Raw genomic sequence first — 26286 nt, forward strand, 5'->3', positions numbered from 1 at the left:
CGGATTTGTCTCCGAAACAGAATCAGGTGAGCGCGACGGATGCGGCGATGAGGACGGCTATTTCACAAAGCTGCTGCAAGGCACCGGCGGCGTCGCCGGTATGACCGCCGATCTGGCCGAGGCAGAGCTTGCGGAAACACAGGAAGATCAAGGCGAGCAGGATGGCGGTGGCAAATGCGCCACCAAGGCCCAGCACCAGCAGCGTGATGGCGCCCACGGCTATGCCTGCCTGTGCAGTGCCCAGAGAAACCGTGCCGATGCGGGAAGAGAGACCCTCGGCGGTGGCCGATGGCAGCCAGTGCAGGAAGGCGCCGAGCAGGCCGCGGGAGGCGGCATGGGCGGCGACCAGCGCAAGCAAGGCGGACCAGCCACTGGAAAACTCCGCCAATGCACTCCAGCGGATGAGAATGCTCAAACCGAGCGCGGAGGCGCCATAGGCGCCGATGCGGCTGTCATGCATGATTTCCAGCTTGCGTTCCGGGGTGCGGCCGCCGCCGAAGCCGTCGGCGACATCGGAAAAGCCGTCTTCATGCAAGGAACCGGTGGTCAGCATCATCGCGGCCAGCGCCAGTGCCGCGGCCGGGCCGGAGGCGACGCCGAGGCTCGTTGCCAGCGTCAAGATCGCCGCGCCGACAACCGCCACAACCACACCGGCTATCGGCGCTGCCCAGATCGCGTCAGCCAGCCTGCGGTCGCCGAAATCCAAAACCGGCAACGGCAGGCGCGTGAAGAACACCAGTGACAGCGCGATGTCGGTGGCGATCCTGGCCGAGGCTGAGCCGGTGCTCATGGGTTCACCGCGATGGCGTGAAAAAACGTGCCGCTGACAAGACCGCGCCGCGCACCGGAAGCGCCAAGCGGATTGCCCAGCCCGTCGACAAGCTCGGCCAGCGGTTCATCCGAACCGGCATCCGTCACCTGTGCATAGTGGAATTCATGACCGCGCACGGCCGTTCCAGCTGTCCCAAGGGCGCAATCGCTGTTCAGCCGCGCTTCGCGATAGCCGAGATTCATCTTTCGCCTGGCAAAGGATGTCGAATGACCGAGCAGGCCCAGCATCGGATGGGTGACGCCGTCGGCGTCTTCGATTGCCGTCCCCAGCGTCATGAAGCCACCGCACTCGCCATGAACCGGTTTTGTCGTGGCAAATCGTAACATACCGGCGCGGAATTTTCCGGCGGCAGCGAGCGTGCCGGCATGCAGTTCCGGATAGCCTCCCGGCAGCCAGCAGACATCGCAGCTGGCATCCGGCGCCTCGTCGGCAAGCGGCGAGAAAGGCACGATCTCGGCGCCGGTGTTGCGCCAATGTGCGGCGACGTGCGGATAGACGAAGGTGAAGGCAGCATCCTCGGCCAGCGCGATGCGCTGACCGGGCGGAGGCAGTGCTGCGCTGAAATCGCCGGCAACTGGTTGCAGTGGCGAGGCCAGCGCCATGATCGCATCGAGATTGAGCGAGGTTTCGGCCATGTCGGCCAGTCGGTCGAGATGCGACATCAAACCGGCGTGCTCGCTGGCCTGGACGAGGCCGAGATGGCGTTCGGGCAGGGCCAGGGCTGAGTCGCGCTGGATGGCACCCACCACCGGCAGGCCCATTGCTTCGATGGCATCGGCGCACAGCTTGCGGTGGCGTTCGCTGCCAAGACGATTGAGCACGACACCGGCGATGCGCACATTGGGGTCGTAGCAGGAAAAACCCTTTGCAACGGCGGCTGCCGTTGTCGATTGGCCGGAGACGTCGAGCACCAGCAGCACCGGCAGCCGATAGAGCCGGGCGAGGTCCGCCGCCGAACCGGTGCGTCCATCCGGCGAGGGAATGCCGTCGAACAACCCCATGGCGCTTTCCAGCACCACCAGTTCGGCGTCGCCGGCTGCGCGTGCCGCGAGGCCATTGAGCAGGGAAGGCGGCATCGCCCAGCTGTCCAGATTGACGCCGGGAAGACCGGTGGCGGCGGCATGGAAGCCGGGATCGATATAGTCCGGGCCGGACTTCGCGCCGCGCACGCGCACGCCACGCTTTGCCAGCGCGCGCAGGATGCCGACGGTGACGCTGGTCTTGCCCGAGCCGGAACGCGGTGCACCGACGATGATGGCACTGCCATTCATGGCTTTGCCGCCAATCGCTCGCGCATGGCGACGATGCCGCCGACGACGATCAGCGCCGGCGAAACGATCGCTTCGCGTTCGGCGGCCTCCACCAGCGAGCCGAGGGTGGCGACGACAGTGCGCTCCTGCTTCAGCGTGGCATTTTCGATCAGGGCGGCTGGCGTATCCGGTGCCAGTCCGCCGGCCAGCAGATCGGCAACGGTCGCTTCGATGTGGGTCAGGCCCATATAGATGACGATGGGCTGGCCGGTGCGGGCGAGCGCCTGCCAGTCCGGGCGGTCGTCGGAGACCGCGGCAAAGCCGGTTGCCAGGATGATGGCGCCGTTGATGCCGCGCATGGTCGCTGGAATGCCGGCCGAGGTCAGCCCGCCAAAGGCTGAGGTGACGCCGGGCAGGACACGATAAGGAATGCCGTGTTCGATCAATGCCAGCGTTTCCTCGCCACCACGTCCGAAGACGTAGGGGTGGCCGCCTTTCAGGCGTACCACCTTGCGACCTTCCCTGGCGAGCTTGACCAGAAGGCTATTGATGTCGCCTTGCGGGATGGACAGCCGGCCGCCGCGCTTGCCGACATAGAATTTTTCAGCCTGCCCGGCGACGTCGATGATCTCCTGCGAGACAAGCGCGTCATGCACCAGCGCATCGGCCTGGCTGAGCGCAGAGAGCACTTCCAGCGTCAGCAGGCTGGGGTCGCCCGGGCCGGAGCCGGCCAGCCAGACATGGCCGGGCTCAAGTTGCGGCTTGTGTGCGGTGAGCTTTTCGAGCGTAGCGGAAAGCGTCATAGCCGGTTCCTGAAGCGGCGCTGGTAGTAGGCGTCGTAGAGTGAACTCTCGGTGAAGTCCTCTGCGGCCAGCGAACGCCCGACGAAGATCAGCGCGGTGCGCTCGATCGGATCGGCGGCGAGTATGGCGGCGACGGTCTCCAAAGTCGCCCGGATGACGCGCTCGTCCGGCCAGCTGGCGCGAAAGACGATGGCGACGGGGCAATCGCCGCCATAATGCGGGGTCAGTTCCTTCACCACCTGCTCGATGGCATGAATGGCGAGGTGGATCGCCAGCGTTGCGCCTGTCCGTCCGAAAGCTGACAAGGTTTCGCCGGGCGGCATCTTGGATGCGCGGCCCGAAACGCGGGTCAGCACCAGGCTTTGCGCCACTTCCGGGATGGTCAGCTCACGTTTGAGCGCGGCCGCCGCTGCGGCGAAAGAAGGCACGCCGGGGGTGAGCGTGTAGGCGATGCCGTTGCGTTCGAGCCGGCGGATCTGCTCGGCGACGGCGCTCCACACCGAGAGATCGCCGGAATGCAGCCTCGCCACGTCCTGCCCAGCCTTGTTGGCGGCGACGTATTCGGCCTCGATTTCGTCGAGCGACATCGGCGCAGTATCGACCAGCCGCGTTCCCGGCGCGCAATGCTGGAGCAGTTCCGGCGCCACGATCGAACCGGCATAGAGGCAGACCGGGCAGGACGCGAGCAGCCTTGCGCCGCGCAAGGTGATGAGATCGGCAGCGCCCGGGCCGGCGCCGATGAAATGCACGGTCATGCCGAGGCTCCACTGACAGCGATGGCGCAGGTAACGGCGCCTGTGATGAGGCGCGGACCCAGCAGGCGCGCATCCTTGCCGGCCGCCGCGAGTGCCGCGCTTTCCGAAACGGATGACGAGCCGGCAACGGCGCGGGAAATATCGGAACGGGTGAGAGTGTCGTCGCTCTCATCGGAGCCTTCGACGACGATCACCTCGAGGCCGAGCCGCTCCGCAGCGGCAAAGATCGCGGCCTCGTTCCGCTTGAAACTGGTGGTGGCGAGTGCGGAGAGCGCGGAGCGGTCGAGTTCGTGGCTGTGAAGGGCCGCGTCCAGCGCCGCCAGAACACCGGCGGTATCCACACCTTTGCGACAGCCAATGCCCGCGACGATCATGGCTTGACCCAGCTCCATTGCGTCACCGGCAGTGCGGGTCGCCAGGCCTGCATTGTGCCGACGGGTGCGGCGCGCGAAATGGCGATGCGGGTCAGCGTGCCGCCCAGTTCCGCCTGACGGGCGACCAGCAGCGCCTCCATCTCCAGCGTGACCGCATTGGCGACGCAGCGGCCGCCGGGAGGCAAGGCTTTCAGGGCGGCATCGAACACGCCCGCATCGGTGCCGCCGCCACCGATGAAGATGACATCGGGTGCCGTGAGGCCGGACAGTGCTTTCGGAGCCTCGCCTTCGATCACCGTCAATTCCGGCACGCCGAAAGCAACCGCGTTGTGCCGGATGCGCTCGGCGCGTTCGGCATTGGCCTCGATGGCGAGGGCGCGCAGCGAAGCATGCGACAGCATCCATTCGATGGCGATGGAGCCGGAGCCTGCGCCGATGTCCCACAACACCTCACCCCGGCGTGGCGCCAGCGCGGACAACGTTATGGCGCGCACTTCACGCTTGGTGATCTGACCGTCGGTCTCGAACAGTTCATCCGGGAGACCGGACGCCAAGGGAAGGATGCGCGCCTGAGTTTCCGATTCAATTTCAAGCGCCAATATGTTGAGCGGATTTATGTTTTTGAGATTGAAGGCATCGGCGCGGGAGCCGCGGACGAGTTCGTCCGGACCTCCCAGTGCTTCCAGTGCAGTCAGCCGGGACGGACCGAATCCCAGTTCGGAGAGTAGCGCTGCCAGCCTGGATGGTGCCGCCCCGTCAGAGGTCAGAGCCAGGATCCGCGCGCCGGGTTGCAGCAAAGGCCTGATGAGATCGAGCGGGCGACCATGCAGGGAAATCGTCTCGATGTCCTGCAGTGCCCAGCCAAGTCGTGACGCTGCGAGCGAGAAGGATGAGGGGGCAGGCACCACCACCATGTCGGCGGCGGCCACTTTACGCGCAAGCGTCACCCCAACGCCGTAGAAGAACGGATCCCCGGAAGCCAGCACGCAGACGCGGCGGCCGGCGCGGTCGAGAACCGCGTCCATCTCCGGATCGAAAGGTGTCGGCCACGGGTGCATCTCGCCGGTGGCCAGGGAACCCGCGAGTTCGAAATGACGCTTGCCGCCGAAGACGAACTCGGCCTCGGCGATCAGCCGCTTGGCCTCGTCGCCCAGACCCGCTACACCGTCCTCGCCGATGCCGACGATGGCGAGCCAGGCTGGCAAGGCACGCGTTTCTTTCTCAGCAGGCATGATGTCCCACCGTATTCTCATCCTGGGCGGCACGACCGAGGCGAGGCAACTGGCCAGCCATCTGGCAGCGAGGCCCGATGTCGAATTGACCCTTTCGCTGGCGGGCCGCACGGAGAATCCGCTGGCCCAGCAGGTGCCGACGCGCGTCGGCGGTTTCGGCGGCGCCGAAGGCCTGGCTGGCTATCTGCGGGACACCGGGACAGATCTGCTGATCGACGCGACGCATCCATACGCGGCGCGTATTTCGGCCAACGCCGCCGAAGCCGCGCAACTTGCCGGCGTGCCGATCCTGGCGCTGCGGCGCTCCGGCTGGGAGCGAAGAGAAGGCGACCGCTGGACTGAAGTGGACGATGCTGCCGCTGCCGCCGTCGCGTTGGGCCTGCCCGCCCGGCGTGTCTTTCTGGCGCTCGGGCGCCAGGACGTCGGCGCCTTCGAGAGCGCAGCCCAGCACCATTATCTGCTGCGCAGCGTCGACCCGGTCGAGCCGCCGCTCGGCGTTCCGCATGTCGACTATCTTCTGGCGCGTGGACCGTTTCGCGAGGCGGACGAGCATCGATTGCTGCTCGAACACGGCATCGACGTCGTCGTTTGCAAGAACAGCGGTGGTGAAGCGACCTACGGCAAGATCGCCGCGGCGCGGGCACTCGGCATCGAGGTGGTGATGATCCGCAGGCCCATCCTGCCGACGGTAGCTTCGGCGCCAGGCGTCCCGGAGCTGCTGGTCATGGTCGATCATTCTCTGCGTCCCGTCGCCGAACGCGGCGTGTAGACCAGCGCCGGCTTGCCGTTGCGCTTGATGATACGGGTTTCAGGCGATCCGATAATCACACAGGTTGCCATGTCCGCCATGTCGGCGCGGGCGAAAGCCAGCGAGGCGACTTCGATGCGCTCGTCGGGACGGCCTGCGGCGCGACCGAAGATCACCGGCGTGGTGCCTGGCAAAACAGCGGCGAGCGCCTCGAAGGCGCGCCCGAGCTGCCAGGGACGGGCCTTGCTGATCGGATTGTAGAGCGCGATCACGAAACCCGCGCCGGCCGCGGCGAGCAGCCTGAGTTCGATCAAATCCCATGGCTTCAGATTGTCGGACAGCGAGATGGCGCAGAAATCGTGGCCGAGCGGAGCGCCGGCGCGCGCAGCTACGGCGAGCATCGCGGTAACACCCGGCACGATCTGCAGGTCGATGTCACGCCATTCGGCAGGACCTTCCTCGATCGCCTCGCACACCGCCGCGGCCATAGCGAAGACGCCAGGGTCACCACCGGAGACGACGGCTACAGCATGACCTTCAGCGGCCTTGACGATCGCTTCCTTGGCGCGCGCCAGTTCCTCACGGTTGTCGGAGGCGACCGGGGTCTGATGCGGCTTCAGCTCAAGCCGGTCGACATAGGGCTTGTAGCCATAGAAGAACGTAGCCTCCGCGACCGCGTGGCTGGCTTGCGGCGTGACCTGGTCGGCGTTGCCGGGGCCGAGGCCGATGACATAGAGACGGCCGCTCACAGGCTAACCTCCGGGCGGCCAGACCAACCTGCGACCAGCACCACTGCGAAATAAGGCGCCTTGTCGTCCAGCTTGTCCTGCAATCGCATGGAGACCGAACCGGGCATGGTGCCGCGTTCGACATAAATGGCACGTGCAAGCTTGCCGGTGGTTTCCAGCGCGCGACGGATTTTCGGCAGGTTGCGGCCAACCTTCATGATGACGGCGGCATCGGTGTCGGCCAGCCGCCGGGTCAGTTCGAACTCATTCATCGTGCCGGGCAGCACGGTCAGCACATCGTCGCCCTGCACGATCGGCAGCCCATTGGCCGACCAGCAGCCCGACATCGCCGTCACGCCCGGAATGACTTCGGTCGGGTAGCGATGTGCAAGGCGCACATGCAGGTGCATATAGGAGCCATAGAACAGCGGGTCGCCCTCGGAGAGGATGGCGACGGTGCGGCCCTGGTCGAGATGTTCGGCGACCCGCGTCGCCGACTCTTCGTAAAAGCCGGTGATCGCCGCCTTGTAGTCGTCGCTGTCCTTGTCGATCTCGGTGGTGACCGGGTAGACCAGCGGCAGCTCGATCCAGTCTGGCCGACGATGTGCACCGACAATGGTACGGGCATTGCCGTTGGCGCCGCGCTTGGAAAAATGCGCCACCACATCGGCCGCGGCCAGCGCACGCACGGCCTTGAGCGTCATCAGTTCGGGATCACCGGGGCCGGTGCCGACGCCGATCAGGCGGCCTTTTGCCGACGCGCTCACAGGCCGGGCCTCGCCAGTGAATTCAGCGCGGCAGCGGTCATGGCACTGCCGCCCAGCCGGCCGCGAACGATCGCGAACGGCACGCCGTAGGAATTCTCGGCCAGCGCATCCTTGGATTCGGCCGCGCCGACAAATCCTACCGGCATGCCGATGATCGCGGCCGGCTTCGGCGCGCCGTCGCGTAGTTTCTCAAGGAGGTAGAACAGTGCGGTCGGCGCATTGCCGATCGCCACCACAGCCCCTGCTAGCCGGTCGGTCCACAGATCTATGGCCGCGGCCGAACGCGTGTTGCCGATCGCCTTGGCGATGTCGGCGGTACGGGGATCACGCAGGGTGCAGATCACGTCGTTGCCCGCCGGCAGGCGGGCGCGGGTAACGCCATGCGACACCATTTCGGCGTCGCACAGGATCGGTGCACCTGCCTTGAGCGCGTCACGCGCGGCACTGGCGAAATCGGGCGAGAAGACGAAATGATGTGCCGCCTCGACCTGGCCGCAGGCATGGATCATGCGAATGGCGATATCGGCCTCGGCCTCCGAGAAGCGCGACAGGTCGGCCTCTGCGCGGATGATGGCGAAGGAACGCTCGTAGATGGCGTTGCCGTCATGGATGTAGTCATAGGCGGCCATACTCAATCCGTACCCAATCTCGCGAAGGCGTCGGTGATCGCTGCTTCACCCAGCCGGGCGAGGCAGACGGCCACGGTTTCGTTGCCGTGCCTGGCGCTGCCGGCCAGCGCGGCGACGCGGCCAAGGCCGCGCGCGGCTTCATATCGCGGGCTGTATCGGCGCGGAAGAGCCTTTGCCGTCCCGTCCACGACAAGTCCGGCTCCGTTTTCGCCGCCGACCAGCGTAAGGGCCGCCGTCGCGGGGTGGGCGCAGCCCTTGGCGCAACCGGAAACATGCAAGGTGAAGGAGCCGTCGAGCAGAGCGGCGTGGTTTGATGCCACCGTTTCGGCGATTTCGCGCGTCGCGATCCGGCCGGAGGCGCAGGCAGGCTCGCCCGGGCAAGCCGCGATGTGCAGGCGCGGATCGCCGGCTTCGGTCACGAAGCCGAGCCCACGGGCGGCCTGCTGCAGACCGACACGGTCTTCTTCGTCCAGCCCGAGGAACAGCAGGGTGCGTCGCGGCGCAGGCCGGATTTCGACGGCGCTGCGTGCACGTGCTTCCAGGCAAAGTTTTGCGATCGTTTCGGCGGGCATCGAACCGAAGGGCAGGGCGATGCCGACGGCGTGGGCATCGTTGGTCAAGGCAAGGATTCCAGTGGGAGCAGAATCGCTTCGACGGCTTTGCCGATCTGCTAGTACAGCGCCGTCTGCGGGCAGGACTGTGGCGCTCAACTCGCGTGCGCGGCCTTCCCGCCCGATGGCGGCAATGGCTTGAAGGATCGTCAAAGTCCTATCGCACGCGTCTGTCTCATCCAGCAAAGCCAGCGGCCGTGCGGTGGCCGCAGTGCCGCCAATGGCAAGATGCCATCTTACTTGGCTGCCGTCCCTTGTCGCGACGAGCCGGATGTCGGCCAGGATCGCGTCCAGGCCGATGGCGCCGCCACCGTCGACGACAATGGAGACTTTCGGCCCGAGCCTGCCTGCCAGATCGGTTTTTTCAATCGCCCTGCGCAGGGCTTCCGCGAGTGGGCGCGGATCGGCAATCTCGTGCATGTCCAGCCCGGCCAGCGGGCCGGTTTCGACCGGAACGCCGGTTCGCACGGCGATGCCCAACGCGTTCACCTCCGCGGCCAGCTGGCCGGCCCCTGCAGTGGTCAGGCCGCGGATCTGGATCGAGCCGCGGGCGGTGACTTCCATGATGCCGTTGCCATGCCGCGTGGCGGATTCCGAGAGTCCGATCAGAGCCTTGGGAGAAAGTCCTCCAGCAACCGGATTGAGACGCACCAGAAGCCCGTCGCCGGTCTGCATCGGCGTCGACAAGGCGGGGCAGGCGCCGCGGCGCTGGAGGGCGTTCATTCGGCCGCCTCCGCTCCCTTTGGCACACGACCTTGAGCTTCTGCGATCAGGGCGGCCAGATCGTCGTCGACCGAGTTGCGCAGCGGGTGCCACAGGCCACGCTGCCTGGCCGATCGAAAACGCTCGGCAATCAATTTGGCGGCCTGAGGGTTCTCGGCAAGCAGAAACGCGCGCACCGCCTCGTCGCCGAGATAGGCATCGTGCACGGCGCCGATCAGATCGCCGGCAATGGCCTGGGTGGTCTCTGCGAAGCCGATCAAGCGATCAACCGTCTCGGCGAATTCCGAGGCACCACGCGGTCCGTGCCGCATCTGTCCCTCGATGAAACGGCGGTTGACGGCGCGGGCCCGCACCACGCGCGTGACGGCTTCCGATACCGAGCGTGGTTTCGGCCTTGCAGGATCCGTCGTGTCAAGCACGATGACGTCGGCGCTTGTGCCAAGCGCAGCGACCGCCGCGGAGAAGCCGCCGATGAAAGCGACATCGGCCGAACCTTCGAGGATGTCTCGCCCCGGATCGTCGCCGGTGTGGACAAGCAGATCGGCTTCGGCGATGCGTCCGGCAAAGGCGCCGGGCACTGCCGAGCCTTCGCCGTCGGCTCCGCCATAAGCGTGCGAGGCGGCTTCAAGATAGGCTCGGCCAAGCTCCTCGCGGCGACGCCATTCGCCGCTGGCAAGCATCGCCTCCAGGCCGGCGCCATAGGTGCCTGGCGAGGAGCCGAAGATGCGCGGTTCGACCCGGCCTGCTGCACGCGTTGCCGCCGCGAGCGGGTTCTCGCTGTCGTCCTCGTCTCGCTGGGCGACAGCGCGTGCTGCCGCATCGATCAGGGCAATCTGGGTTGGGAACATGTCGCGAAACAGGCCGGAGATGCGCCAAGTGACGTCGACACGTGGCCGTCCGAGCGTGGCCGGCGGCAACACTTCGATCCCGGTGACGCGACCGGTGGCGGCATCCCATTGCGGCCGGCATCCCATCAACGCCAGGCCCTGCGCGATCTCCTCGCCACCCGTGCGCAGGGACGCGGATCCCCACAGGTCTATGACCAGAGCACGCGGCCAGTCGCCATGGCCCTGCATGTAGCTAACCACGATCTCGTCGGCAGCTGCCTTGCCGAGATCGAAAGCGGTCGGCGTCGGCATGGTGCGCGGGTCGGCAGTGAACAGGTTCCTGCCGGTGGGCAGGACGTCGGTGCGGCCGCGGGCAGGTGCGCCCGCCGGGCCTGCGGCGACATGGCGGCCATCGAGGGCCGCGAGCAGTGCCGCCTTTTCGTTGGTCGCGCTTTGCAGGCGCAAAGGGTCGGCTTCGCCGTCCACGGAGCGGCCATAGACGTGCAGCCCGTCCTTGACCGCAAAATCCTTGAGATCGCAGAGCCAGGCGTCGATGCGGCGCAGCGCTTCATCGGGGGCGTCGGTTTTGGCCACACCGGCCTCCGATGCTAGGCCGGTTTTCGCGGCAGTTTCGACGATCAGCCTGGCCAACCGGTCGCGCCGGCGGCGGTCGAGCCCATCCGCCTGGGCGTATTCATCGACCAGTCGTTCCAGCTCCTGCTGGTGATCATCCAGGCCGGCGTCGGTCAGAGGCGGTGGCAGATGACCGAGTGTAACCGCGGCGATGCGGCGCTTGGCTTGCGCGGCTTCGCCGGGATTGGAGACAATGAACGGATAGATCACCGGCAGCGCGCCGGTGACGATTTCCGGGAAGCAGTTCGGACCGAGGGCAACGGTCTTGCCGGGCAGCCACTCCAGCGTGCCGTGCGCGCCGACATGGATGATCGCATGGACCCCAAGTGATTTCTGAAGCCAGAGTCCAAAGGCGACCAACTCGTGGCGCGGCGGCAGCGTTGGATCGTGATAGTCGGCGCGGCGGTCGGCGGAACGGCCGCGATCCGGTGCCAGAGCCACGGTGACATTGCCGAACGTCGCGGCGCGAAACGGGAAATGGGATCCGCCGGCTTCGCCCCAGGCGTCGGATACGGTCTGGCGCGCATCTGCCGGCAGGTCACTGGAAAGCGCGGCGTAGTCGTTGGCCGCCAGGCGCTGGCCGGCCTCTTCCAGAAGGTCGAGCAGCCGGCGTGGGGATTCAGGAATCTTCTCAACGAAATAGCCGGCATCGTTAAGGTCATGCAGCATGGCGAGCACGGAGGAGGGCACGTCAAGCCCGACGGCATAGCCGGTACGACCCGGAGCGCTCGGATAGTCGGGAACAAGGATGGCAAGACGCCGTTCGGCCGGGGCCGCTCGCTGAAGCCGGATATGCGCGGCGATGCGATCGGCGACACGCTCGACGCGGTCGGGCTCCGGCCTGTTGGCGAAAGCACGGAAGGCGAGCTCGGTATCTGCTCCCAGTTCGGCCTTGAAGGAGATCGCGCCGGCCAGGATGCGGCCATCCAGTTCCGGCAGTACGACATGCATGGCAAGATCGGCCGGTGCCAGGCCGCGCTGGTTGGTCTCCCAGGCGTCGCGGCGCGTCGTGGCGACAATGACCTGGAACACCGGCACGCCGGCACGGTCGAACAGGGTTTCGGCCCCAGGTTCAGCACCGGAAGCAAAGGCGGTGGCGGTGACGATGGCGGCAGGGTTCAGAGTGCTGAACGCCTTTTCGACGAACCCCAGAGCCGCCTGGTCTTTCAGACTGGGCACGAAGATGGGCACGGCCATGACGTCGCGCACTTCAAGCGCTGCGGCCAAGGCATCGATGGGGGCAGCATCGGCCGCGAGCAGCATTGAACGATAAAAGAGGACGGGGACGGCGGGTTTGCTGGTGAACGTCGGAGGAGGCGCGTCGACGACACCGACGCCCGGCTGATAAAACCCCGCCTTGGGCAGTTCGACCGGTTGGGCGACAACCCGGTCGTGGCCGCAAAGCCGAGCCAGCTGATTGACCAGCGCAGACATGTTGGCCGGTCCACCCTGGCGAAAATAGGCAAGCAAGGCGCCAAGCTCTTCGGCAGGCAGAGTGGAGGCTTCCGTGAGGCGCGGATCTTCGTCATGGGATTCGCCGGGCAGCAGCGCCAGCTTGATGCCCCTGGCGCGGGCTGTCGCGGCAAGCTGGTCGCAGCCGTAGCGCCACCAGTCGTAGCCGCCCAGGATTCGTACCAGGATCACCTTGGCGTGCCGTGCGACGCTGTCGATCCACAGATCGACGGACATCGGGTGGCGAAGGTCGCGCAGCGCCGCCAGCCGCATCGAGGGCAGGGTTTCGGCATCCGCCTGCCAGGCGGACGCCAATCCGGCCAGATCGCTGTCGGTGAAAGACAGCGCCACCATCTCCGCCGGCTGCTGGCGCAGATCGACCGGCTCGGCGATATCGTCGAGCGAGGCGGAGGTGGTGGTCAGGATGTGCAAGGTTTATCCTACCAGGATCTTCTCGATGGCCGGGCGGTCGAGACCCTTCAGCCCGATCACGACCAGCCGCGAGCGGCGGTCGTCCTCAGCCGTCCAGGCGCGATCGTAATAGTGGTTCACGCGTGGCCCCACAGCCTGCAGCAGCAGACGCATCGGCTTGGCGTCGACCTCGACGAAACCCTTTACGCGCAGCACGTTTTCCCTGTCCGCGGCCTCCGCGACACGGCGAGCGAGATCCTCCGGATTGGCAACAGCGGGGATTTCGACCACGAAGGTGTCGAAATCGTCATGCTCGTGGTCACCCATGCCATCATGATGGCTCTTGCGGTTTTCAATGTCATCCTCGACGGCGAGGCCGAGGCCGAGCAGTACTGACGGATCGACCTTGCCCTGTGCGGTCGGCACCACCTTGACCGCGCGTGCGATATGTTCGTTCAGCACGGCATTGGCCCGAGCCGCACCGGCCTCGTCCAGCAGATCGTTCTTGGAGAGAATGATCAGGTCGGCGCAGGCGACCTGATCCTCGAACACTTCCTCGACCGGATCGTCGTGGTCGAGTGAGTCGTCTGCGGCACGCTGGGCGGCGAGCGCGTCCATGTCCGAGGCTACGCGTCCTTCGGCAAGTGCCGGGCCGTCGACCACGGCGACGACACCATCCACGGTGACGCGGTTCTTGACCGTCGGCCACTGGAAGGCCTGCACCAGTGGCTTCGGCAGTGCGAGGCCGGAGGTCTCGATCAGGATGTGGTCAACCTTCGGCGTGCGTGCCAGGATCTGGTCGAGCGCCGGTACGAAGTCGTCGGCGACCGTGCAGCAGATGCAGCCATTGGCGAGTTCGACGATGTTTTCCTCAGGGCAGGTGTCGACACCGCAGCCCTTGAGGATCTCGCCGTCGACGCCGACGTCACCGAATTCGTTGACGATGAGGGCCAGCCGCTTGCCTTTGGCGTTTTCGAGGATGTTGCGGATCAGCGTTGTCTTGCCGGCGCCGAGGAAGCCGGTGACGACGGTGCAGGGGACGCGGGAAACGGAAGCGGTCATATCTGGTCCTTCAAAACAGCGAGGGGAGGGATGCGCGCGACGAGGCCGCGCTTCAGGGAGTCAGGGCGGCCTCGCCATGGAATGAGGCCGTCCTGCGATGTCGCGAAAAGTTCTGCTCCGGCGACGAGGTCGGAACCCGATCCGACTGTCAGGTCACCAAAGACATAGCTCCAGCAGTCGTTGCGCAGCAGTGCCGCCGAAAGCCGGCGCTTGCAGTTCCCGAGGCACTCGACTGTTCGCACTTCAATGGAGTGGCGGTCACGAGCTGCGGCGCGGGTGGCTTCGGCCAGCAGAGCGCCGGCACGGGGATGGGCATCAGAGCCGTTCTCATCCCGACAGGACGAGCAGACGATGACGGTAACGGGCGCGGTTTCCACATCCGCTGTCGTCGTCCCGGCCGAGAAATTATCGTCGTGATCCAAATCAGGCTCCTTGCCCGGGACACCCGCCAGGCGTTGGGATTCTGGTCAGACGGCAGGTCTCCTGGCTCGCGGGTCGGTGCCTCGGTGCCGCCTTCCCGGGAAAACCCCAGTGGCTCTCGGCCTTGGCTCGCCGCTCACAGTTGCGGGGACAGCCGCGGACTTGAGGCTTTTGCCCCGCACCGCATTCCCTCTTCGCTCCTCCCCGTGAAGGGAGGAGACCGTCTTTGCCGGATTTAGGCTTGGGCGGGTGGCGCTGTCAACGCGCCGCAACGGCGGATCGCGTCGCAAGCGTGATGGTGGCTTGGGCCACCGAGCCGACGTCAAGCCACTATACAATCCCGTTCTCGCCTTTGAATGTGCAGATTGGCTGCCAGGAAGTCGATGAAAAGACGCGTCTTGGCAAGCGGCAGGCGGGCGGCCGGCCAGACGATGTGGACCGGAACCGCCGGCTGTTCGAACTCCTCCAGAATCACCTCGACTGTGCCGCTGTCGACAAGATCCTGGATCTGCCAGAGCGGCACGCGGCCTATGCCGAGGCCAATGGCGATTGCTGCGTGGCTCGCAGCCGCGTTGTCGAGATGCAGCCGCCCACCGACCTTCACGGTCAATGGCCTGCCGCCTTCCTGGAATTGCCAGGCACCGGCATCGCGATCCGTGTTGCGGAAAACACAGTGATGTTCGGCCAGGTCTCGCGGATGGGAGGGGCGCCCGCGTTTTTCGAAATAGGACGGCGCGCCGAAAACGACCCGGCGCATGATGCCGAGCCGGCGCGCCTTCAAGTCCGAATCCGGCAGTTCGCCGATACGGATGGCGAGGTCCAGCCCTTCCTCGGCAAGGTCGACGAAGCGGTTCGAAAGATTGAGTTCGATCTCCAGCCTGGGGTGCATTTCCATGAAACGCGCGAGGATCGGGACAAGATAGCGATGTCCGAACAGTTCCGGTGCTCCGACCTTGAGCAACCCGGAAGGTTCGGCGCTGCGGTTCCCGGCTTCGATCCTGGCTTCGACAATTTCCAGAAACGCCGGTTTCACCCGGCGGTAGAAGTCATGCCCGGCTTCCGTGGGCTGCGCCTTGTGCGTGGTGCGGCGAACTAGCTCCACGCCGACACTCCTTTCAAGAGTGGCCAGCGAACGACTGACCGCCTGCAGCGAACGGCCGAGATGGCGGGCGGCGGCTGACAGGTTGCCCCGTTCGACGATCGCGAGGAACGCTTCGACGTCATCAAACCGATCCATGCTGGCTCTCCGATTTTCGGGAGACCGTATCACAGATGACCGGCCTACCAACCGGCAAACGAGAGACCGATCTTCACAGGCATATGGTTCCAAAACCTGAGGTAAACCGATGTCTGATCTGAACGGGAAAACCGTGCTCGTGGTGGGCGCTTCCGGCCGTAGCGGTGGCTATGTCGCCGCCGAGCTTGCCCGGCGTGGTTTCATTGTGCGGGCGCTGGTGCGCAACGCAGCGGCTGCACGAGCGGCACGGGGCAACGGCGCATCGGAAATCGTGCATGGCGACCTGCGCGATGCCGGAAGCCTCGACGGCGCGCTCAAGGGAATAGACGGGGTCTACCATGTCGGCCCGCCCTTCGTGGCGGACGAACCAGCACTTGGTATTGCCATGGTTGATGCGGCGAAGCGCGCGGGAGTTGGCAAGTTCGTGTTTTCGTCCGTCATCCACCCAGCCAACGGGCTGGCCAATCATGCCAGCAAACTGCCGGTGGAGGAGGCGTTGCTGCGCTCCAGGTTGGACTACACCATCCTCTACCCGGCAACGTTGTTCCAGAACATCGCCCCGGCCTGGCAGGCCGTGGTCCGCAACGGTGTCTTCGCGGAACCTTTTTCGAACACCGCGCGGCTGGCGCGCGTCGATTACCGCGACGTCGCCGAAGTTGCGGCCAAGGCATTGACTGAGGATCAGCTTGCCTATGGCTCTTTCGAGCTTGCCGCCGATGGGATGCACAATCGCATCGAGATTGCCGCCTTGATGAGTGCCTTGCTTGGGCGGGTGATCGAGCCGGTGGAACTCAGCTTCGAGGCGTGGGCGGCCGTCGCCAAACCGCCTTTCGAAGGCGATGCGCTGGCGCAACTCGCACGCGTATTTGAGTCCTACACGGAATTCGGCTCTGCCGGAAACAGCCTGACCCTGCGTGCCATTCTTGGACGCGAACCCAGTACGCTGCGGCGATATTTCGAAGAGCTCGCGGTCGTCGATCCGCAAGATTTATCGCTGTCGTGATCCGGATCGAGCCGGTGACCAATTCCACGGAAAGGAGCGGGTGGTGCTAGGCCAGCTCCAGGATACGGTCGGCGGTGCTTTCGACCGGTCCTCTGGAATCGATTTCGTGGTCGGAAGACTCCCGAAGCAGCGGCTCGACCGTGGCGATCAGTTCGGCAATCTTGCGCTGTTCCTCTTCGATGTGACCATAACCGTCAGGGGTTCGTGCCGACACCCTTTGCATGGCTGTCTCGACCGGCACGGAGAGCAGGATGACGGTATCGATCAGCGGGAAAAGCTCGTCCATATTCTCGGCACAACCGCTGATGAAGAGGGTCTCTTCGCGCGGTTGGCAAAGCAGTGTGCGAACCTTGTCCAGCTGCCACACCCAATCCTTGCCGTCTCCAGGCGTCAGCGTGTCACCAGGGACGGCATCGATCCAGTGTGACCACTCCGGCGTATCGAGGTCGTAGGCCGCATGGCCACGTCTCGCCAGCTCCAGGATGGTGGCTGACTTGCCGGTCCCGGACATGCCGGTGATCAGGACGCGTTTCATGGAGAGCTCGGATGGCGAACAGATTCACAGGTGAAGTGCGAGATGCTTGCGCATGTAGACCGTGGTGCCTTCCATGTACGGCTCGCGTTCGGTGATGACATAGCCCAGGCGCTCATAGAGCGCGATGTTGGCTTCGAACGCGGCGTTGGTCAGCAGGCGGGTTTCGTTGTGACCCGCCTGGCGAGCCAGCTGTTCTGCATGATCGAGCAGTTTTTTGCCAAGCCCCTTTCCCTGCTGAGCCGGCAACACACAGACGTTCTCGATCCAGAGATGATCGTTTTCCTGGATGGTCTCGATCAGACCAGCGATCTCGGTATCCAGATAGAGCAGGGTGAACTGGTGCTTTTGCAGCGCCTCGTCGTAGTCGGCCTTCATCGGGCTCGGTTCGCGTCCGATGACCGTGATCCACTTCGAGTAGGCCGCGCGCACGACGTCGCGGACCAAGGCCACATCTGTCGCAGTAGCAGTTCGAAATTGCGCGGCGACTTCAAGCGGCATGGGCGGTCTTTCGGTTGGCGTCATGGCAAGCCAAGGATTCGGAGAGATGACGAGAGTGCCATCGCGTGGCCGTTGGTCGCCAGCCGCCAGAAGAAAATTTTGTCTGGCCATGTCGGAATGTGAAACGCTGCTTCGTCTTACAGGCAGCGTTATCGAAAACGCATGAGACAACAAACGGAGAGCCTCATGTTCCGCGCATTGTTAGCAGCCGCAGCTTTTCTTCTCGGCACTCCGGCGTTTGCCGGGTCCGTACCCGTCGGCGATCGTGTCGAGGTCAACGGCATGAAGATGTATTACGAGGTGTCGGGCGAGGGCGAGCCGCTGGTCGTCCTGCATGGCGCCTACATGAACATTCCGTCGATGGGGGAGATCATTCCGACACTGGCCAAGACCCACAAGGTCTATGCACTGGAATTCCAGGGACACGGCCGCACTACAGACGTCGACCGGCCGATCACCTATCCCAATCTCGCCGACGATGTTGCCGGCTTCATGGACAAGGTGGGTCTGAAGAAAGCCGATGTGTTCGGCTATTCGATGGGCGCAGCAGCCGGCCTGCAGCTCGCCATCCGTCATCCTGACAAGGTCAACAAGCTGGTTGCGGCATCGGTCGCCTACGATGCCAAGGGCTGGCAACCCGAATTCACGGCCTTTATTCCTCAGATGAACGTCGAGATGTTCGTCAACATGCCTTTCGCGGCTGAGTACAAGAAGCTCGCCGCCAATCCGGATGGCTTTCCTGCGCTGGTCGGCAAGCTGATCCCGCTGGAGAAGGAGCCGATGGCCTGGGAAGCCGAGGTCAAGGCACTCAAGACCCCGGTGCTGATCATCAGCGGCGATGCCGACGTGGCCACGCTCGAGCATTCGGTTGCGCTGTTCCGGTTGCTTGGTGGCGGCGCCATGGGCGACATGGGCAAGCCGCTTGCCGCCTCGCGCCTCGCAGTCATGCCTGCGACCTCGCACACCGCCGTCATCACCCAGCCCGCACTGCTCTTCGCCTTCACCGAGCCCTTCCTGAAGGGCGAAACACCCAAGGGCATGTTCCAGTAAACGGGACAGAGCCTGACGGAGAAGGAGGCGCTAGCAGCGCCTCCTTTGCGTTTGTCGCGTTTGTCAGGCGGCTCTCGCGATGGCGGCGACAGCGGCGAGCGCTGGACCGAGATCACCAGCAGGCGTTATTTCGGTGCGTTCGAGGCCGAGCCAGGCCTGCATCAGTTTCAGCTCTTCGAACAGCTCGGTCGCGGTTTCCGGCGGCGCGCTCGCTTCAGCATAGGCGGCATGCACGCGCAGCACGCCGGCGGGCCGGTCGGCTTTGAGGTCGACGCGCGCCACGATCTTCTCGTCATAGAGGAAGGGCAGCACATAGTAGCCGTACTGCCGCTTGTCGGCAGGCGTGTAGATCTCGATGCGATAGCGGAAGTCGAACAGGTTCTCGGCGCGGCCGCGCTCGAACACCAGCGGATCGAAGGGCGCGAGCAGGGCACGCGCTTCGACCTTGCGAGGCTGGCGTGCGTCCTTGTGGAGATAAGCGGGTTTGTCCCAGCCTTCGACGCGGACCGGGATCAGTTCACCGTCTTCGACCAGTTCCTCCAGCCGCCCCTTGGTGTCATGCGGCGCGAGCCGGAAGTAGTCGCGCAGACAGGAGTAAGTCGCCACCCCATGTGCCCGCGCCGACAGGCGCAGCAATTCGCGGTGCGCGTCCTCGGGCGAGGGGACAGGCATGTCGCGGACGGCCTGTGGCAGTACCCGTTCCGGCAGATCATAGAGACGCTCGAAGCCACGGCGTGAATGGGTGGTGATGCGCCCGGCCCAGAACAACCACTCGAAGGCGTGCTTGGCGGCGCTCCAGCCCCACCAGCCGCCATTGCCCTTGTGGCCTTCGATTTCGGAAGCGGCGATGGGGCCGCGTGCTTCGACCTCGCGGTAGATCTCCTCGATCATGGACGTGTTCTGGCAGCCCCACTTGGCGAGGCCAAGATACATTTCCTCGCCGCGCCCGGCGCGTTCCATGCGCCAGCGCATCAGGGGATAGGTCTCGACCGGCAGTAGCGAGGCCTCATGCGCCCAGTATTCGAACAGCAGGCGCTTGCGGCCGGGCGCCATCGCCTCGTCGAGCATGGACATCGGGTAGGGGCCAAGACGCGAATAGAGCGGCATGTAGTGCGCCCGCACCACCGCACTGACGGAATCGATCTGCAGAAGGCCAGTGCGCGAAAGCACACGTCCGAGGTGGCGGCGGTCGGGTGTGCCAACTGGTCGCGGGTCGGCGAAGCCCTGTGCTGCAAGTGCGATACGGCGGGCCGTTTTGAGCGAGATCCTGTCTTTCATCCTGACGACATTTTGACTGTTGCGATGAGCCGAGGCTGCCGGCGATTCCACCCATGCTAGCAGGGTTTGGCCGCCGATCCTGTCAGGAGAGAAAAGTGGAGTAAAAAGTGAAGGAAATCAAATGGGAGCTGATCGGACCAGTTTTGCTGGAAGAGGCGTCCACAGTCGCATTTTGAACAAGGTTTGACTTGCTTCGCCGAATGCGCTGCGCTAACCGTCGCCGCATTGCAGCATGGGCCCGTAAATCGGTTCAGCGGTTGAACCCACGTGCTTCCGCCCTAGGGTCTTGTGCTGTATCAGGTGGATAAGCCACCAATGGAAAGTCGCAGCATGAACGCACTCCTCAGTTCGTACCTGCCCATCGTTCTCTTCATCGGTGTGGCGCTCGTCGTAGGCCTTGCCCTTATCGTGGCACCATTCCTGGTCGCGTACCGCAATCCGGACCCGGAAAAGCTGTCGGCCTACGAGTGCGGTTTCAATTCCTTCGACGACGCCCGCATGAAATTCGACATCCGTTTCTACCTGGTGTCGATCTTGTTCATCATCTTCGATCTGGAAGTGGCCTTCCTGTTCCCGTGGGCGGTCTCCTTCGGCCAGATCGGCATGCTCGGCTTCTGGTCCATGATGGTGTTCCTCGGCGTGCTGACCATCGGCTTTGCCTATGAATGGAAAAAAGGAGCGCTGGAATGGGATTGAGCGACAGTTCCGGCACGCTCGTCGCGCCGAAGCCGAAGGGCATTCTCGATCCAAACACCGGCAAGCCGATCGGTTCGGACGATCCCTTCTTTCTGGACATCAACAACGAGCTTGCCGACAAGGGCTTCCTGGTCACTTCGAGCGAGGCCCTGATCACCTGGGCGCGCACCGGCTCGCTGATGTACATGACCTTCGGTCTGGCCTGTTGCGCGGTGGAGATGATCCACAGCGCCATGCCGCGCTATGACAGCGAACGCTTCGGCATCGCTCCGCGCGCTTCACCGCGTCAGTCGGACGTGATGATCGTCGCCGGCACGCTGACCAACAAGATGGCGCCTGCGCTGCGCAAGGTTTACGACCAGATGCCGGAGCCACGCTACGTCATCTCGATGGGTTCCTGCGCCAATGGTGGCGGTTATTACCACTATTCCTATTCGGTGGTTCGCGGCTGCGATCGCGTCGTGCCGGTCGACATCTATGTGCCCGGCTGTCCGCCAACTGCTGAAGCGCTGCTCTACGGGCTGCTTCTTCTGCAGAAGAAGATACGCCGCACTGGCACGATCGAACGGTAAACGATCATGAGTGAAGCTCTCAACAGCCTTGCCGACCATATCAAGGACAAGCTCGGCGCAACGGTGATCGACAGTGTGCTCGCCTATGGCGAGCTGACGGTCCTGGTCGGCGCTGCCGACGTGGTCAAGGCGGCAACCTTCCTGCGTGATGACGCCAGGTGCCAGTTCGTTTCGATCATCGACGTGTCAGGTGCCGACTATCCGTCGCGGGCGCTGCGCTTCGACGTGGTCTATCATCTGTTGTCGCCGAAGCAGAATCTGCGCATCCGTCTCAAAACACATGCCGACGAGGAGACGGTGGTTCCGTCCGTAACCGGTGTCTGGCCGGGTGCCGACTGGTTCGAGCGCGAGACCTATGATCTGTACGGCGTGCTGTTTTCCGGCCATCCGGACCTGCGCCGCATCCTGACGGATTATGGTTTCGACGGCCACCCGCTGCGCAAGGACTTCCCGCTCACTGGCTTCGTCGAGGTGCGTTACGACGACGAAGCCAAGCGCGTGATCTACGAGCCGGTGGAGTTGAAGCAGGAATTCCGCAGTTTTGATTTTCTCTCGCCGTGGGAGGGCACGGAATACGTGCTGCCGGGCGATGAAAAGGCGAAGCAATGACCGGCGGCAAAGCGGCTGGCGGCTCGACCGTGCGCAAGGTGCTGTGGCTGGTTCTGGCCGGCGTCACTGCGTATGTCGTGGCTCAGCTCGTGAAGGCGCTCTAGGCAGCAAGGTCAGTAAATCAAATGGCTGAGACCTCAGTTCGCAACTTCAATATCAACTTCGGCCCGCAGCATCCGGCCGCGCACGGCGTTTTGCGCCTCGTGCTGGAGCTAGATGGCGAGGTGGTCGATCGTGTCGATCCGCATATCGGCCTGCTGCACCGCGGCACGGAGAAGCTGATCGAGCACAAGACCTACCTGCAGGCGGTGCCTTATCTCGACCGGCTCGACTACTGCGCGCCTATGAACCAGGAGCATGCTTTCGCGCTCGCCGCGGAAAAACTGCTCGGGATCGAGGTGCCGAAGCGCGGTCAGTTGATCCGCGTGCTTTATTCCGAGATAGGCCGCATCATGTCGCACATCCTCAATGTGACGACGCAGGCTATGGACGTTGGCGCACTGACCCCGCCGCTGTGGGGGTTCATCGAGCGCGAAAAGCTTATGGTGTTCTACGAGCGGGCTTCCGGTTCGCGCATGCATGCCGCCTATTTCCGTCCCGGTGGCGTGCATCAGGATCTGCCGAAGCAGCTGATCGAAGACATCGGCAGGTGGATCGATCCGTTCCTGAAGTCGATCGACGATCTCGACGCGCTGCTCACCCCCAACCGCATCTTCAAGCAGCGCAATGCCGACATCGGTGTCGTGTCATTGGACGATGCCTGGGCCTGGGGCTTCTCGGGCGTGATGGTGCGTGGTTCGGGCGCGGCCTGGGACCTGCGCAAGTCACAGCCCTATGAATGCTATTCGGAACTGGAATTCGACATCCCGATCGGCAAGAACGGCGACTGTTACGATCGCTATCTCATTCGTATGGAAGAGATGCGCCAATCGGCACGGATCATGCGCCAGTGCGTCGATCTGCTGCTCGGCAAGGAAAGCGCCGGCCCGGTGTCGAACATCGACGGCAAGGTGGTGCCGCCTAAGCGTGGCGAGATGAAGCGTTCGATGGAAGCGCTCATCCATCACTTCAAGCTCTACACCGAAGGTTATCGTGTTCCGCCCGGCGAGGTCTACGCAGCCGTCGAAGCGCCGAAGGGCGAGTTCGGCGTCTTCCTGGTCTCCGACGGCACCAACAAGCCTTATCGCTGCAAGCTGCGCGCGCCTGGTTTCGCGCATCTGCAGGCCATGGATTTCCTGTGCCGCGGCCACATGCTGGCCGACGTCACCGCCATCCTCGGCTCCCTCGACATCGTGTTCGGAGAGGTTGACCGCTAAATGTCAGTCCGTCGTCTCGCAGATGCAAGCGTCCAGCCAGCTTCCTTCGCTTTCAACAAGGCGAATGCGGCGTCGGCCAGGAAGTGGATCGCCAAGTACCCGAAAGGCCGCGAACAGTCGGCCATCATCCCGCTTTTGATGCTGGCGCAGGAGCAGGAAGGCTGGGTCACCAAGGCGGCGATCGAGTCGATCTGCGAAATGCTCGGCATGCCCTATATCCGCGGGCTGGAAGTCGCCACCTTCTATACGCAGTACCAGCTGAAGCCGGTCGGCACCCGCGCTCATGTCCAGGTATGCGGCACCACGCCCTGCATGCTGCGCGGCTCTGAAGAGCTGATGGATGTCTGCCGCTCCAAGATCCATCACGACCAGTTCCACACCAATGCCGACGGCACGCTGTCGTGGGAGGAGGTCGAGTGCCTCGGCGCCTGCGTGAATGCGCCGATGGTCATGATCTTCAAGGACACTTATGAGGATCTGACGCCGCAGCGGCTGGCCGAGATCATTGATGATTTCGAGGCGGGCAAGGGGCATTCCGCGCCGGTCGGTCCGCAGAACGGCCGTTATTTCTCGGCACCGGTCAGTGGTTTCACCTCGCTGGCCGATGAGAAGCAGATCCTCAAGACCACGCGCGACAAGGCGACCAAGGCTGCCGCGCGCACCACCAAGGAAGCACCTGCTGTCGCGGCAGAGCCGGTGAAAGCCGCCGCTGTGGCACCGTCCAATGCTGCCAAGCCGAAGACCGACGCCATCGAAACGAGCCCGGCGGTGAAGACCCCATCCAAGGTCAAGGTCGCGCCGGCTGCCGAAAAGGCTGCAAGCGTCAAGGCGCCGAAGGCAAAGGCTGAAGCCAGGCCGGCTGCATCAAAGGCTGAAACCGCCGCTGCGCCGAAGAAGGCGCCGGCAAAGAAGGAAGCTGCGCCCGCCAAGCCTTCGCTGGAAGACAAGAACCGTCCGAAAGGCATCTCGAAGCCGGCCGCTGTTGACGACCTTCAGTTGATCTCCGGCGTCGGCCCCAAGATCGAAGCCACGCTGCATGAACTCGGTATCTTCACTTACGCCCAGGTGGCGTCGTGGAAGAAAGCCGAGCGCGAGTGGGTGGACGGGTACCTTTCCTTCCATGGCCGCATCGAACGCGAGGACTGGGTCAAGCAGGCCAAGGCGCTCGCCAAGGGTGGCGTCGAGGAATACATCCGCGTGTTCGGCAAGAAACCGGTCTGAGGAAGCATAGACCATGGCTAGCTTTGGCAAGAGAGGGCAGGATACGCAGCGTTCGTCGAACGCCGTGCGCCCGCTTGCCGGCAGCGCGCCCCGGATCTCGCCGCAGAAACCAAGCCCACATGTGATCTATCGAGATGGTGAGACGGAACGTCCGCAGTTCCATGGTTCATTCATCGATTTGCACTGGCCGAAGCTCGGGGCGGGCGCGGCGGCACTGTTCGCATTCGGATATTCCATCTCGTCGGGCAGGACCGATCCCTTCAGCCTCGTGCTTGTAACGGCGCTCGCGGGTGGCATGGTCTATTTCGTGCTCAACAAGTTCCGCAAGTCGGTCGACGACGTCCACACCGCACGTACCGAGATTTTCAGGTCGCCGCGCTTTGCCGTCGGCGCGCTGTTGGGACTTTGTTATTTTGTCTATTCGACGTTCTTTGGTTCCAGCGAGTCGACAGGAAACCAGATCGCCGACGCGGTGGCGAAGTTCCAGGATCCGTTGACCCCTTTTCGTGATGGCTTTCAGCAGCAGGATTTGTCAGCTGTCGCCATGCTCATCCTCAAGGCTGCCGGCATGATGGTTTTCGGCGGCCTGATCGTAAGAACCGTAGCCAGGCGAGTGCTTGGCGAAGAAGAAAGCGGGAGCACCACATAATGCTTCAGGACAAGGACCGCATCTTCACCAATATCTACGGCCGCTTCGACCAGTCGCTGCAAGGCGCCATGGCGCGCGGGCAGTGGGATGGCACCAAGGCGATCATCGACAAGGGCCGTGACTGGATCATCAACGAGATGAAGGCGTCGGGGCTGCGTGGCCGTGGCGGAGCCGGCTTCCCGACAGGCCTCAAATGGTCGTTCATGCCCAAGCAGAGCGACGGCCGTCCGAGCTATCTCGTCGTCAATGCCGACGAATCCGAGCCGGGAACCTGCAAGGATCGCGATATCCTGCGTCATGATCCTCACACGCTGGTTGAGGGTTGCCTGCTGGCCGGCTTCGCCATGGGGGCGGTTGCTGCCTACATCTATGTCCGCGGCGAATTCATCCGTGAGCGTGAGGCGCTGCAGCGGGCCATCGATGAGGCTTACGAAGCCAAGCTGATCGGCAAGGGCAACAAGAACGGCTACGATTTCGACATCTACGTCCATCATGGCGCGGGTGCCTATATCTGCGGCGAAGAGACCGCGCTGCTGGAAAGCCTGGAAGGCAAGAAGGGCCAGCCGCGCCTGAAGCCGCCGTTCCCGGCCAATGTCGGCCTTTATGGCTGCCCGACCACGGTCAACAATGTCGAGTCGATCGCCGTGGCCCCTACCATCCTGCGCCGCGGCGCAGCATGGTTCTCGTCGATCGGCCGCCCGAACAATGTCGGCACCAAGCTGTTCATGCTGGTTGGCCACGTCAACACGCCCTGCACCGTCGAAGAAGCGATGGGCATCACCTTCCGCGAACTCATCGAGAAGCATGGCGGCGGCATCCGCGGTGGCTGGGACAACCTGCTCGCCGTCATCCCTGGCGGTGCGTCCTGCCCGGTCGTCAAGGCCGAGGACATCATCGACTGCCCGATGGATTTCGATGGCCTGCGCGAGAAGAAATCCTCGTTTGGCACGGCTGCCGTCATCGTCATGGACAAGTCGACCGATATCGTGAAGGCGATCGCCAGACTTGCCTATTTCTTCAAGCACGAAAGCTGTGGCCAGTGCACGCCATGCCGTGAAGGCACGGGCTGGATGTGGCGGGTGATGGAACGGCTGGTGCGCGGCGAGGCGCAGAAGCGCGAGATCGACATGCTGCTCGATGTCACGAAGCAGATCGAAGGTCACACGATCTGCGCGCTCGGCGATGCTGCGGCCTGGCCCATCCAGGGTCTGATCCGCAACTTCCGCCCGGAGATCGAGCGCCGCATCGACGAATTCACCCGCAACGCACACCGTGCCGAGCCGGTGCTTGTGGCGGCTGAGTAACATAAGGCAAGAAACGGAAGCCGGGACAAACCCGGGTTTCAAGGAAACGGCTGAAAGCAGG

At 64.1% G+C, this 26286-nt stretch carries 27 protein-coding genes and 1 riboswitch; of the genes, 10 read left to right on the forward strand and 17 right to left on the reverse strand.

Features of this window, described 5'->3' with window-relative positions; translation table 11 throughout:
- Positions 1–22: 22 nt before the first annotated feature.
- The 6 genes from C1M53_RS23725 to cbiE are packed head-to-tail and all read right to left on the reverse strand — an operon-like array spanning position 23 to position 5246.
- Complete coding sequence (locus C1M53_RS23725) at positions 23–790, reverse strand: adenosylcobinamide-GDP ribazoletransferase (protein WP_129414472.1); 768 nt, start codon at positions 788–790, stop codon at positions 23–25.
- The gene (locus tag C1M53_RS23730; RefSeq protein WP_129414473.1) at positions 787–2103 is read right to left on the reverse strand and encodes a cobyrinate a,c-diamide synthase; all 1317 of its coding nucleotides are present in this window, start codon (positions 2101–2103) and stop codon (positions 787–789) included. The genes C1M53_RS23725 and C1M53_RS23730 overlap by 4 nt, the downstream gene beginning before the upstream one ends.
- Complete coding sequence (gene cobA, locus C1M53_RS23735; protein WP_129414474.1) at positions 2100–2885, reverse strand: uroporphyrinogen-III C-methyltransferase; 786 nt, start codon at positions 2883–2885, stop codon at positions 2100–2102. The genes C1M53_RS23730 and cobA overlap by 4 nt, the downstream gene beginning before the upstream one ends.
- Positions 2882–3640 (reverse strand): precorrin-4 C(11)-methyltransferase, encoded by a 759-nt coding sequence (cobM, locus tag C1M53_RS23740; RefSeq protein ID WP_129414475.1) that lies wholly within the window; start codon positions 3638–3640, stop codon positions 2882–2884. Before cobM ends, cobA begins: the two co-directional genes overlap by 4 nt.
- Positions 3637–4014: a cobalamin biosynthesis protein gene (locus C1M53_RS23745; protein WP_129416336.1), complete on the reverse strand. Its 378-nt coding sequence runs from the start codon at positions 4012–4014 to the stop codon at positions 3637–3639. The genes cobM and C1M53_RS23745 overlap by 4 nt, the downstream gene beginning before the upstream one ends.
- Entirely contained in the window at positions 4011–5246 is a 1236-nt protein-coding gene (gene cbiE, locus C1M53_RS23750; RefSeq protein WP_129414476.1) for a precorrin-6y C5,15-methyltransferase (decarboxylating) subunit CbiE, read from the reverse strand. The genes C1M53_RS23745 and cbiE overlap by 4 nt, the downstream gene beginning before the upstream one ends.
- 1 nt (position 5247) lies before the next feature.
- Here cbiE and C1M53_RS23755 point away from each other — a divergent pair, with 1 nt between their 5' ends.
- On the forward strand, positions 5248–6015 hold the full coding sequence (locus C1M53_RS23755; protein WP_129416337.1) for a cobalt-precorrin-6A reductase: 768 nt from the start codon (positions 5248–5250) through the stop codon (positions 6013–6015).
- Here C1M53_RS23755 and C1M53_RS23760 read toward each other — a convergent pair.
- From C1M53_RS23760 to C1M53_RS23795, 8 genes are all read right to left on the reverse strand, one after another.
- The gene (locus C1M53_RS23760) at positions 5979–6743 is read right to left on the reverse strand and encodes a precorrin-3B C(17)-methyltransferase (protein WP_129414477.1); all 765 of its coding nucleotides are present in this window, start codon (positions 6741–6743) and stop codon (positions 5979–5981) included. The genes C1M53_RS23755 and C1M53_RS23760 overlap by 37 nt on opposite strands.
- Positions 6740–7489 carry a precorrin-2 C(20)-methyltransferase gene (locus C1M53_RS23765; protein WP_129414478.1) on the reverse strand — a complete coding sequence of 250 codons (750 nt, stop codon included), beginning with the start codon at positions 7487–7489 and terminating at the stop codon, positions 6740–6742. Before C1M53_RS23765 ends, C1M53_RS23760 begins: the two co-directional genes overlap by 4 nt.
- Positions 7486–8118, reverse strand: a complete 633-nt coding sequence (locus C1M53_RS23770; protein ID WP_129414479.1) for a precorrin-8X methylmutase — start codon at positions 8116–8118, stop codon at positions 7486–7488. Before C1M53_RS23770 ends, C1M53_RS23765 begins: the two co-directional genes overlap by 4 nt.
- A gap of 2 nt (positions 8119–8120) precedes the next feature.
- Entirely contained in the window at positions 8121–9452 is a 1332-nt protein-coding gene (cobG, locus tag C1M53_RS23775) for a precorrin-3B synthase (protein WP_129414480.1), read from the reverse strand.
- Positions 9449–12796: a cobaltochelatase subunit CobN gene (cobN, locus tag C1M53_RS23780; protein ID WP_129414481.1), complete on the reverse strand. Its 3348-nt coding sequence runs from the start codon at positions 12794–12796 to the stop codon at positions 9449–9451. Before cobN ends, cobG begins: the two co-directional genes overlap by 4 nt.
- A gap of 3 nt (positions 12797–12799) precedes the next feature.
- Complete coding sequence (gene cobW, locus C1M53_RS23785; RefSeq protein WP_129414482.1) at positions 12800–13837, reverse strand: cobalamin biosynthesis protein CobW; 1038 nt, start codon at positions 13835–13837, stop codon at positions 12800–12802.
- Positions 13834–14259, reverse strand: coding sequence for a DUF1636 family protein (locus C1M53_RS23790; protein ID WP_129414483.1), 426 nt, complete (start codon positions 14257–14259; stop codon positions 13834–13836). The genes cobW and C1M53_RS23790 overlap by 4 nt, the downstream gene beginning before the upstream one ends.
- 33 nt (positions 14260–14292) lie before the next feature.
- Positions 14293–14497, reverse strand: a riboswitch (cobalamin riboswitch).
- An 82-nt stretch (positions 14498–14579) separates the two neighbouring features.
- Complete coding sequence (locus C1M53_RS23795; RefSeq protein ID WP_129414484.1) at positions 14580–15494, reverse strand: LysR family transcriptional regulator; 915 nt, start codon at positions 15492–15494, stop codon at positions 14580–14582.
- A 109-nt stretch (positions 15495–15603) separates the two neighbouring features.
- On the opposite strand from C1M53_RS23795, the gene C1M53_RS23800 reads away from it, so the two are divergent.
- Complete coding sequence (locus C1M53_RS23800) at positions 15604–16497, forward strand: NmrA family NAD(P)-binding protein (protein WP_129414485.1); 894 nt, start codon at positions 15604–15606, stop codon at positions 16495–16497.
- 46 nt (positions 16498–16543) lie between these two features.
- On the opposite strand, the gene C1M53_RS23805 is transcribed toward C1M53_RS23800, so the two are convergent.
- Positions 16544–17032, reverse strand: a complete 489-nt coding sequence (locus C1M53_RS23805) for a shikimate kinase (protein WP_129414486.1) — start codon at positions 17030–17032, stop codon at positions 16544–16546.
- 24 nt (positions 17033–17056) lie between these two features.
- Entirely contained in the window at positions 17057–17530 is a 474-nt protein-coding gene (locus tag C1M53_RS23810; protein WP_129414487.1) for a GNAT family N-acetyltransferase, read from the reverse strand.
- Between the two features lie 186 nt (positions 17531–17716).
- On the opposite strand from C1M53_RS23810, the gene C1M53_RS23815 reads away from it, so the two are divergent.
- Positions 17717–18580 carry an alpha/beta hydrolase gene (locus C1M53_RS23815; RefSeq protein WP_129414488.1) on the forward strand — a complete coding sequence of 288 codons (864 nt, stop codon included), beginning with the start codon at positions 17717–17719 and terminating at the stop codon, positions 18578–18580.
- A gap of 63 nt (positions 18581–18643) precedes the next feature.
- Here the strand turns inward: C1M53_RS23815 and C1M53_RS23820 are convergent, their stop codons facing one another.
- Entirely contained in the window at positions 18644–19858 is a 1215-nt protein-coding gene (locus C1M53_RS23820; RefSeq protein WP_129414489.1) for a winged helix-turn-helix domain-containing protein, read from the reverse strand.
- A 330-nt stretch (positions 19859–20188) separates the two neighbouring features.
- On the opposite strand from C1M53_RS23820, the gene C1M53_RS23825 reads away from it, so the two are divergent.
- From C1M53_RS23825 to nuoF, 7 genes are all read left to right on the forward strand, one after another.
- Entirely contained in the window at positions 20189–20554 is a 366-nt protein-coding gene (locus C1M53_RS23825; protein WP_129414490.1) for an NADH-quinone oxidoreductase subunit A, read from the forward strand.
- On the forward strand, positions 20545–21126 hold the full coding sequence (locus C1M53_RS23830) for an NADH-quinone oxidoreductase subunit B (RefSeq protein ID WP_129414491.1): 582 nt from the start codon (positions 20545–20547) through the stop codon (positions 21124–21126). The genes C1M53_RS23825 and C1M53_RS23830 overlap by 10 nt, the downstream gene beginning before the upstream one ends.
- Before the next feature lie 6 nt (positions 21127–21132).
- A complete protein-coding gene (locus tag C1M53_RS23835) occupies positions 21133–21735 on the forward strand; it encodes an NADH-quinone oxidoreductase subunit C (protein WP_129414492.1) in 603 nt (200 codons plus the stop codon).
- A 125-nt stretch (positions 21736–21860) separates the two neighbouring features.
- Positions 21861–23051 carry an NADH-quinone oxidoreductase subunit D gene (locus C1M53_RS23840; RefSeq protein WP_129414493.1) on the forward strand — a complete coding sequence of 397 codons (1191 nt, stop codon included), beginning with the start codon at positions 21861–21863 and terminating at the stop codon, positions 23049–23051.
- Entirely contained in the window at positions 23052–24272 is a 1221-nt protein-coding gene (locus C1M53_RS23845; protein WP_129414494.1) for an NADH-quinone oxidoreductase subunit E, read from the forward strand. It begins immediately after the preceding gene.
- A gap of 64 nt (positions 24273–24336) precedes the next feature.
- Complete coding sequence (locus tag C1M53_RS23850; protein WP_129414495.1) at positions 24337–24921, forward strand: hypothetical protein; 585 nt, start codon at positions 24337–24339, stop codon at positions 24919–24921.
- Entirely contained in the window at positions 24921–26225 is a 1305-nt protein-coding gene (gene nuoF, locus C1M53_RS23855) for an NADH-quinone oxidoreductase subunit NuoF (protein WP_129414496.1), read from the forward strand. Before C1M53_RS23850 ends, nuoF begins: the two co-directional genes overlap by 1 nt.
- The last annotated feature ends 61 nt before the right edge of the window (positions 26226–26286 follow it).

Origin of the sequence: Mesorhizobium sp. Pch-S (genome assembly GCF_004136315.1) — a bacterium.
Taxonomy (GTDB): Bacteria; Pseudomonadota; Alphaproteobacteria; order Rhizobiales; family Rhizobiaceae; genus Mesorhizobium.